General features: G+C 66.9%; 6 protein-coding genes and 1 pseudogene. 2 read left to right on the forward strand and 5 right to left on the reverse strand.

Features of this window, described 5'->3' with window-relative positions; translation table 11 throughout:
• Positions 1-118: 118 nt before the first annotated feature.
• Both C8N44_RS17190 and C8N44_RS17195 read left to right on the forward strand, forming a co-directional pair.
• A complete protein-coding gene (locus tag C8N44_RS17190) occupies positions 119-802 on the forward strand; it encodes a molecular chaperone DjiA (protein ID WP_107978012.1) in 684 nt (227 codons plus the stop codon).
• A 41-nt stretch (positions 803-843) separates the two neighbouring features.
• Positions 844-1,236 (forward strand): hypothetical protein, encoded by a 393-nt coding sequence (locus tag C8N44_RS17195; RefSeq protein ID WP_107978013.1) that lies wholly within the window; start codon positions 844-846, stop codon positions 1,234-1,236.
• On the opposite strand, the gene C8N44_RS17200 is transcribed toward C8N44_RS17195, so the two are convergent.
• From C8N44_RS17200 to C8N44_RS17220, 5 genes and pseudogenes are all read right to left on the reverse strand, one after another.
• A complete protein-coding gene (locus C8N44_RS17200) occupies positions 1,233-2,777 on the reverse strand; it encodes a Ppx/GppA family phosphatase (RefSeq protein ID WP_244641118.1) in 1,545 nt (514 codons plus the stop codon). The genes C8N44_RS17195 and C8N44_RS17200 overlap by 4 nt on opposite strands.
• Positions 2,778-2,885: 108 nt before the next feature.
• A complete protein-coding gene (locus C8N44_RS17205) occupies positions 2,886-5,060 on the reverse strand; it encodes an RNA degradosome polyphosphate kinase (protein WP_107978015.1) in 2,175 nt (724 codons plus the stop codon).
• Between the two features lie 47 nt (positions 5,061-5,107).
• Entirely contained in the window at positions 5,108-5,809 is a 702-nt protein-coding gene (locus C8N44_RS17210) for a P-loop NTPase family protein (RefSeq protein WP_107978016.1), read from the reverse strand.
• Positions 5,806-6,939 (reverse strand): AI-2E family transporter, encoded by a 1,134-nt coding sequence (locus C8N44_RS17215; protein ID WP_107978017.1) that lies wholly within the window; start codon positions 6,937-6,939, stop codon positions 5,806-5,808. The genes C8N44_RS17210 and C8N44_RS17215 overlap by 4 nt, the downstream gene beginning before the upstream one ends.
• Before the next feature lie 1,017 nt (positions 6,940-7,956).
• Positions 7,957-8,047, reverse strand: a pseudogene (locus C8N44_RS17220) (IS5/IS1182 family transposase); the annotation flags it as partial.

Raw genomic sequence — 8,047 nt, forward strand, 5'->3', positions numbered from 1 at the left:
TCGAAGAAAATGGAGCCCGACGCTGCCCCCGCTCGCGCCCGGACACGGTTTCGCGAATGCAGAAAATTCACGCCGTTGCCGCACTGACAGCGCCCGCGGTTTCGCGTAGGCTGCCCCCATGTCGATCTGGTCGCGCATCTCTGACGCCCTGACGGCACTGCGGCAGGGCCAGGGCCTCGCCGCGGTGTTCGAAACGCTGCGCACCCCGCCGGAACGCACCGTCGGCTTCACCATCGCCGTCATCGCGCTTTCGGCCAAGATGGCCAAGGCCGACGGGCTCGTGACACGAAACGAGGTTGCCGCCTTCCGCGAGGTGTTCCACATCCCCGCGAACGAGGAAAAGAACGCCGCGCGCGTCTTCAACCTCGCCCGGCAGGACGTGGCGGGCTACGAACACTACGCCCAGCGCATCCGCGCCATGTTCGGCGAGGAGGACACGACCCTCTGCGTGCTGATGGAGGGGCTCTTCTACATCGCCGTGGCCGACGGCAACTACCACCCGGCGGAAGAGGAGTTCCTCTCCCGCGTGGCGGACATCTTCGGCATCACCGGCCCGCGCTTCGAGTCGATCCGCGCCCGGTTCGTGCCCGACGCCAAGCCCGATCCCTACACGGTGCTGGGCGTCGACCCCGACATGCCCTTGCCCGAGATCCGCAAGGTCTGGCGCAAGCTCGTCCGCGAAAGCCATCCCGACGTGATGATCGCGCGCGGCGTCCCCGAAGAGGCGGTGAAGCTCTCGCAGAAGCGCATGGCCGACATCAACCGCGCCTGGGAAGAGATCGAGGCCCGCCAGGCAGCCTGATCCCTCTGGAAAGCGGCCGTCCCGCACCTATGTCAGCGGGTATGAAACGCCTTGTTGCCGCCATCGCCCTCGCGACCCTAACCTCGACCGCCGCCCCCGCGCAGGACAGCGCACCCGACGATCCGTCCGGGGAAGAGGGCTTTTCCCTCATGGAACGCGGCGCACGGCAGCTGCTCGAGGGGCTTGGAGACGAGATGGCGCCCATGCTCCGCGATCTCGAAGGCCTCGCCAGTGAGATGGGACCGGCCCTGCGCGACTTCGCCCTACAGATGGGGCCCGCGCTCAGCGACATGATGGAGCAGGTGGGCGAGTGGTCGAACTACCACGCGCCCGAGATGCTGCCCAATGGCGACATCATCATCCGCCGCCGCACCGAGGACGAGGGCGTGCCCCCGATCGAGGACATGCCGCAGGGCGAGGAGATCGAGATCTAGGTGATCTCGACCTTGTAGTCCGAGGCGCCCAGCGAATTGGCCAGCGACTTGAACCGGCTTTCCGCCACCTCGCCGTAAAGCGCCGAGGCGCTCTCGACCAGCTTCAGCGTCAGCACCTTGTCCTCGCGCGACCATTCCAGGTCGGCGCCTGAATCGCCGTCCTCGGACATCCAGAGCATCGCGCCGAAGCGCAGCGCCTTGCCGAGGATCTCGGCCTTCTGAAGCCACTCGTCGTCGAGCAGCGCGTAAAGGTCCTCGAACCGCGTGCCCTCGCGCTTGTTCTTGTAGCGGTGCAGCAGCGCCAGCCCCAGGAAGACCCGCTCCCAGTGCTTGAGCCCGCCGAGGTTCGCGCGCGTCGCGTTGTCGAAGCAGACCTCGGCGCGATAGTCGGGATGCGCCCGCCAACTCACGTCGTGCATCAGGCAGGCGGCCTTGGCGAGCCGCAGCAGAGTGGTGTCCGCCTGCGGGAAAAGCGGTCGCACGAAGTCGAACAGCCGCCGACCGAAGCCGGGCATGCGCGCGTCCTTGTTCTCGGCGAAATAGCTCGCCTCGATCAGCGGGTCGCGCTTGCGCAGGTCCTGCGGCATCTGCTCGTAAAGCAGCCCCTCGCGGATGCCGTAGCTGGAAATCGCGATGTCCTTGGGCTCGAAGGTGCTCACCAGCCGAGAGAGGACCTCGGCGGCATAGGGCACCAGCGCCATCCGCGACGAGGAAATCCCGCATTCCCCGCGCAGCTTGTCGAGGTCCGCGCCCTCGATATAGCCGATGGTCTCGGCCACGCTCTCGGCGTCCATGCGGTACTCGTGCAGCACGTGCAGCGGGTAGTTGCGGCGGTGCATGTCGATGCGCGCGATGGCCCGCCAGGACCCGCCCACCAGGAACAGCCGGTCGCGCTGGGCGCCCATGTGGTCGGCAAGGTCCTTCATGACCTGCTTGATGTGCTTCTCGCGCGCCTTCTTGCCGCCTTCCATGTCCTTGAACTTGAGCGGCCCCAGCGGCGAGCTGACCCTGCGGCCGACCTCGCCGTCGTGGATCTCGGCCAGCTCCATCGAAGATCCGCCGATGTCGCAGACAAGCCCGTAGGACCCCGGCCAGCCCAGCAGCACGCCCTGCGCCGAAAGCCGGGCCTCTTCCTCGCCGTCGATGACCCAGATCTTCAGCCCGGTGGCTTTCTCGACCTCCTCGCGGAAGGCGGGGCCGTCGATGGCGTCGCGCATGGCCGCCGTCGCCACCGCCGTCAGCGGTGCGATGCCCATGCCCTCGGCCAGCCGCGCGAAGCGGTGCATGGCCGATAGCGCCCGCGCCTTGCCCTCGGGATTGAGCTTGCCGGTCTCGGCCATGCCGGCACCAAGCCCGCACATGACCTTTTCGTTGTAGAAATAGGCGGGGCTGCGTGCAGCCCCGTCGAAGACGACCAGCCGGACCGAGTTCGACCCGATGTCCAGCACGCCCACGCGGGAGAGTGCCCTGGCCTTGGCATCCTGGAACAGCGGCCTTGCGAAAAGGCCGGCCTCGGAGGCGGAGTTGCCGATAACGTCCACGTCATTCCCCGTCATGTGACCGGAGCCTCTATGCGTCAGGGGTGCGCACAGGGTCAATGCGTCAACCGCCTGACCCCGCGAAGCGTGACAACACTGTATTGTGTCAGCTCAGTCGTCGGCATGCGTCAGCGTCGGCACGTCCTTGGCCCCCGCCGAACCCCGTCCCGAAAGCGAGGGGTTCTCCATGAAGAAGCGGTGGCAGTTGAACGAGAATTCGCCCTCGGGGACAGGGTGGCGGGTGAAGTGGCCGTTGGGGCCCATGACCCAGCTCTGCGCCGTGTCGGCCAGGTTCGCGGCCATGATCTGGCTGACGATCTGCGCCTTGACGGTGGGGTTCGTGGTCTCCACCAGCGTTTCCACCCGGCGGTTCAGGTTCCGCCCCATCCAGTCCGCGGACGAGATGAAGACCCGTGCCTTGGCATGGGGCAGGCCGTGACCGTTGCCGAAACAGGCGATGCGCGAATGTTCGAGGAAGCGGCCCACGATGGACTTGATGCGGATGTTCTCGCTCAGCCCCTTCACGCCGGGCCGCAGCCCGCAGATGCCGCGGATCACCCCGTCGATCCGTACGCCACGCTGCGAGGCACGATAGAGCGCGTCGATGATGTCGGGCTCGATCAGCGAGTTCATCTTGATCCAGACCTGCGCCGGGCGGCCCGCCTCGGCATGGTCGCCCTCGGCCTCCAGCATCTCGATCATCCGCGACTTGAGGGTGTGCGGCGAGATGGCGATGTTTTCCAGCCCCTCGGGCATGGCGTAGCCGGAAAGGTAGTTGAAGAGCTTTGCCGCATCGCGCCCCAGCGCCGCATCGCAGGTGAAGAACGACAGGTCGGTATAGATCTTGGCGGTGATCGGGTGGTAGTTGCCGGTGCCCCAGTGCGTGTAGGTCACCAGCCGGTCGCCCTCGCGGCGCACCACCTGGCTGATCTTGGCGTGCGTCTTCCACTCGAGGAAGCCGTAGACCACATGCGCCCCCGCGCGCTCGAGCCTGCGCGACTGGCGGATGTTGGCGGCCTCGTCGAAACGGGCCTTGAGCTCCACCAGAGCCGTCACCGACTTGCCGTCCTCGGCTGCCTCGCAGAGCGCCTCGACGATGGGCGAGTTCTTCGAGGTCCGGTAGAGCGTCTGCTTGATTGCCACGACGTCGGGGTCCTGCGCTGCCTGGTTCAGGAAGCGGATCACCATGTCGAAGGTCTCGTAGGGATGGTGCAGCAGCATGTCCTTCTGGGCGATGGCGGCGAACATGTCGCCGTCATGGTCCTGCACCCGCTCCGGCACGCGCGGGGTGAACACGGGCCACAGAAGGTCGTGCCGCTCGTCCAGCACCATTTCCTTGAGGTCGGCGACCCCGAGCATGCCCTCGATCTCGATCAGCTCGTCGTCCTCGACGTGCAGTTCGCGCATGACGATGTTCCGCAGCGCCTTGGGTGCGCCCGCGCTTATGGTCAGGCGCACCACCTCGCCGCGGCGGCGGCGCTTCAGCGCCACCTCGAATTCGCGCACGAGGTCCTCGGCCTCTTCCTCGACCTCGAGGTCGCTGTCGCGCAGCACGCGGAAGCCGAAGTGGTCCTTCACCCGGTAGCCGGGGAAGAGGCTGTCGATGTGCAGCAGGACGACATCCTCGAGATAGATGAACCGCCGCGTGCCGTCGCGGCGCGGAAGGGCCATGAAGCGGTCGATCTGGGCCGGGATCGGCAGCAGCGCCTGCAGCGTCCGCTTGTCCTTGCGGCGCTCCAGTTGCAGCGCAAGGCAGTAGCCGGTGTTGGCGATGAAGGGGAAGGGGTGCGCCGGGTCGATGGCGAGCGGCGACAGCACCGGGAAGACCTGCGTCAGGAACGCCTCGGCGAGGAAGCTGCGGTCCTCCTCCTCGAGCCCGTCGCGGGCGACGATCTCGATGCCGACCTCGGCCATCTTGGTCTGAAGGTCCGCCCAGACAGATTGCTGCCGCGCCATCAGCTCGCGCGCGTCCGCGTCGATCAGGTCGAGCTGCTCGGCAGGCGTCAGCCCGTCGGCGGCAGGGTTGGTGTTGCCCGCCTTCTCGAGTTCGCGCAGGCCCGCCACGCGCACCGTGTAGAACTCATCGAGGTTCGAGGCCGAGATGGACAGGAAGCGCACCCGCTCCAGCAGCGGCACCTTGGGGTTTTCCGCCTCTTCCAGCACGCGCCAGTTGAAGCCGAGCCAGCTCAGCTCGCGGTTGAAGAAGCGGCCCGAGCCTGTGATGTCCTCGTCGGGAAGCTCGACGGGCTCGGCCAGCGGGGAAGAAAGGAAATCAGCCTGTGTCATGGGCGCTTATTCGGCCTTTTATGCGAAGGTTTGATGACGCTCGGGCTTCACTCTGACCCGTCTTCCGTCCACTCCGCAAGCGTCCCCAGAACACGGGCGGCCAGCGGCCGGCTCACGCCCTTGGGGCTCGCCATGGCCGCGCCGTCCAGCGTCTCGACCACCTCGTGCGCCATGGCAAAGCTGCGCGGCATCCTGCGCACCAGGTAGGGGATCACGTCCGGCGCTGGCACGATCTGCCGGTCGGCGAAGAGCTTGGCCAGCACCGCCGCCAGCAACCCGTCGTCGGGATCGCGCAGCCGCGCCACCTGGCAGGCCTCCATGCGACTCTTCAGGTCCGGCAGCACCAGCGGCCACTGCGCCGGGGGCACCTCGGCGGTGACCATCAGCGGCACGCCCTCGGCCCCGCAGAGGTTGTGCAGGTGAAACAGTGCCTCCTCGGCCTCGCGGTCCCCCGCCACCGCCAGCACGTCTTCGACGCAGACCGCCCCCACGGCGAGCTCGGGGATCTCGGCGCCCGGCAGGTCGGTGGCCGACAGGATGCGCGCGCCAGTCGCCGTCGCCCAGACGTGGGCGAGATGCGTCTTGCCCGCGCCCTTGGGCCCCGCCAGCACCAGCTTGCCGTTCGGCCACTGCCGCCAGCTGTCGATCAGCACCACCGCCATGGCGTTGGTCTCGTTCACGAAATAGTCGTCCCGCCCCAGCGCCGTCCGTGTCGGCAGGGGCAGGGGGGGCTGTTTCAACTCGCTCATGGCGCGTCGGGCCCCCTGTCCGTGTCACGTGGCCGGCTCACCCCGGTGTAGAGCGGGCTGCGCATGTACTTGCGCGTCAGGAAGCGCGCGATCACGCCCATGGCCGCGGCCAGCGGCACCGCCACCAGCAGCCCCACGAAGCCGAAGATCGACCCGAAGACCGACAGCGCCAGCAGCAGCCACACCGGGTGCAGCCCGACCGAGCTGCCCACCAGCCGTGGCGTCAGGATGTTGCCCTCGACGAACTGGCCCGACTGGAAGATCGCCCAGACGATCACGATGCGCACCCAGTCCGGCCGCGTCGCCACCTCGCCGCCCTCCATGGGCACCTCGACGCTGCCCCAGAACTGGAACAGCGCCAGCCCGATGGACAGCACGCCGCCCGCGATGGCGCCGAGGTAGGGAATGAAGGTCAGCAGCCCCGCGATCACGCCCACGACCAGCCCGAACTGGAGGCCCACCGCCCAGAGCGCCAGCGCGTAGTAGCACCCCAGGATCAGGCAGACCGATCCCATGCCCCGCACGAAGCCCGACAGCACCGCGTCGATCTCGCGCGCGAGCTGACGGATCACCGGCGCGTGGTCGCGTGGCAGAAGCTGGTCCACCCGCGCCACCATGCGGTCCCAGTCGAGCAGCAGGTAGACCGAGACCACAGGCACGATCAGGAACAGTGCCAGCACCCCCAGCAGCGACATGGCCGAGCTCAGTGCCGTCTCGAGCACCGCCGCGCCCCGGTCGCGGATCGTCTCGCCCACCGAGATCAGCGTTTCCCGTAACGCGCTGCCCTCGTCCATGATCGAGGGGAAGCGTTCCGTCAGGAAGCTCTGCAGGTTGCGGAAAAGCTGCGGCGCAATGTCGAAGAGCGCAATGGTCTGCCGGATCAGCGCCGGGACGACCGCAAGCGCGAGGATCACGAAGATCAGCACCGCGCAGACCGTGATGATCGCCGTGGCGAGCGCCCGCGAGGCGCCCATGCGCTCCAGCCGGTCGGCCAGCGGATCGAGGAAATAGGCCACGGCCCCGCCCAGCACGAAGGGCAGCAGCACGTCGCCGAAGAACCACAGAAGCACCGCGAACCCCACGGCCGCGAACCCCCAGTATTTCAGCTGATCGCGGACGGGCAAGGCCATGGTCGCTCCCTCTTGGACCGCGCGTTTGTCGCCTGTCGCGGGCCCGGTTTCAAGGGTTTAAGGCTGGGGGAAGGGCAGCGACACCGCCCCCGACGCAAAGCCGCACAGCGCAGCCGCAGGGAGGCGTCATGCCGGGGGCATGCGTCCCCCGTACGTGCTCCTTGGCACGGAGCCGCGCACCGCAGCCGCGCGCGGAGGCGATCCGCCCCGTCGATCCTCTCACTTTATCTCCGCCAATCCGAAAGACCTCGACACAGGGCACCCGGTCCCGCCGAAACCCCGCTCGCGCTTGGAGAAGGGCGCGAAGCCGCGCATCGCAGCCGCGCGCGGAGGCGATCCGACCCGCCGATCCTCTCACTTTATCCCCGCAACCCCGAAAGACCTCGATACGAGGCACCCGGTCCCGCCGAAACCCCGCTCGCGCTTGGAGAAGGGCGCGAAGCCGCGCATCTCAGCCGCGCGCGGAGGCGATCCGACCCGCCGATCCTCTCACTTTATCCCCGCCAACCCGAAAGACCCCGACACGAGGCACCCAGCCCCACCAAATCGCCGCCGCATGGAAGCGCGGCTGCGATGCGCGGCGGGCCTGCGGCCCTTGATTCCGCGCAGGGGCTTCGCGCTCGACCGATGCGAACGCGCGCATTGCGTGCTTGCGGCAAGTTGAAGCTTTGGTTTGAAGGTTCAGGAGGCGGCCGGTGGCGGAGGGGGATTGTAGCTGTCTGGATTGGCGCGCCACTCGCTGCACTCGTCAGAATAGCAGTGTGAACCATACCATGGTAGGACCCAATCAGGCCAATGGTGCGGTCGATCAAAGCCATCATTTAGCTGCACGCTTTCGTCGCCAAACATTGAAGTGAAATGAAGTTGATTGAGGGGAGAATTTCTCAAATCAACATCTCGAAGAGCTGACCCTTGGAACTTTGTGCCACTCGCATCAAGCGAGCGAGCGACCTTTATTAACCTAAGGTAGCAATATTGAATTTCACAGTTCGTTAGGACGCCTTCCGAGAAATTAGGTCATGTTGACAAATGGCGTAGCCAGAGGCGGATCGACGTGATGTCGACGAAGCCCAGGAAGCTCTCTGCGGTCTTGTCGTATCGGGTTGCG

The organism is Allosediminivita pacifica, assembly GCF_003054175.1.
Taxonomy (GTDB): domain Bacteria; phylum Pseudomonadota; class Alphaproteobacteria; order Rhodobacterales; family Rhodobacteraceae; genus Allosediminivita; species Allosediminivita pacifica.

Bases quoted from the DNA above. Each gene is read 5' to 3' on its own strand.
- C8N44_RS17195 (WP_107978013.1), top strand. From the start codon at position 844: ATGAAACGCCTTGTTGCCGCCATCGCCCTCGCGACCCTAACCTCGACC.
- C8N44_RS17215 (WP_107978017.1), bottom strand. From the start codon at position 6,939: ATGGCCTTGCCCGTCCGCGATCAGCTGAAATACTGGGGGTTCGCGGCC.
- C8N44_RS17210 (WP_107978016.1), bottom strand. From the start codon at position 5,809: ATGAGCGAGTTGAAACAGCCCCCCCTGCCCCTGCCGACACGGACGGCG.
- C8N44_RS17205 (WP_107978015.1), bottom strand. From the start codon at position 5,060: ATGACACAGGCTGATTTCCTTTCTTCCCCGCTGGCCGAGCCCGTCGAG.
- C8N44_RS17190 (WP_107978012.1), top strand. From the start codon at position 119: ATGTCGATCTGGTCGCGCATCTCTGACGCCCTGACGGCACTGCGGCAG.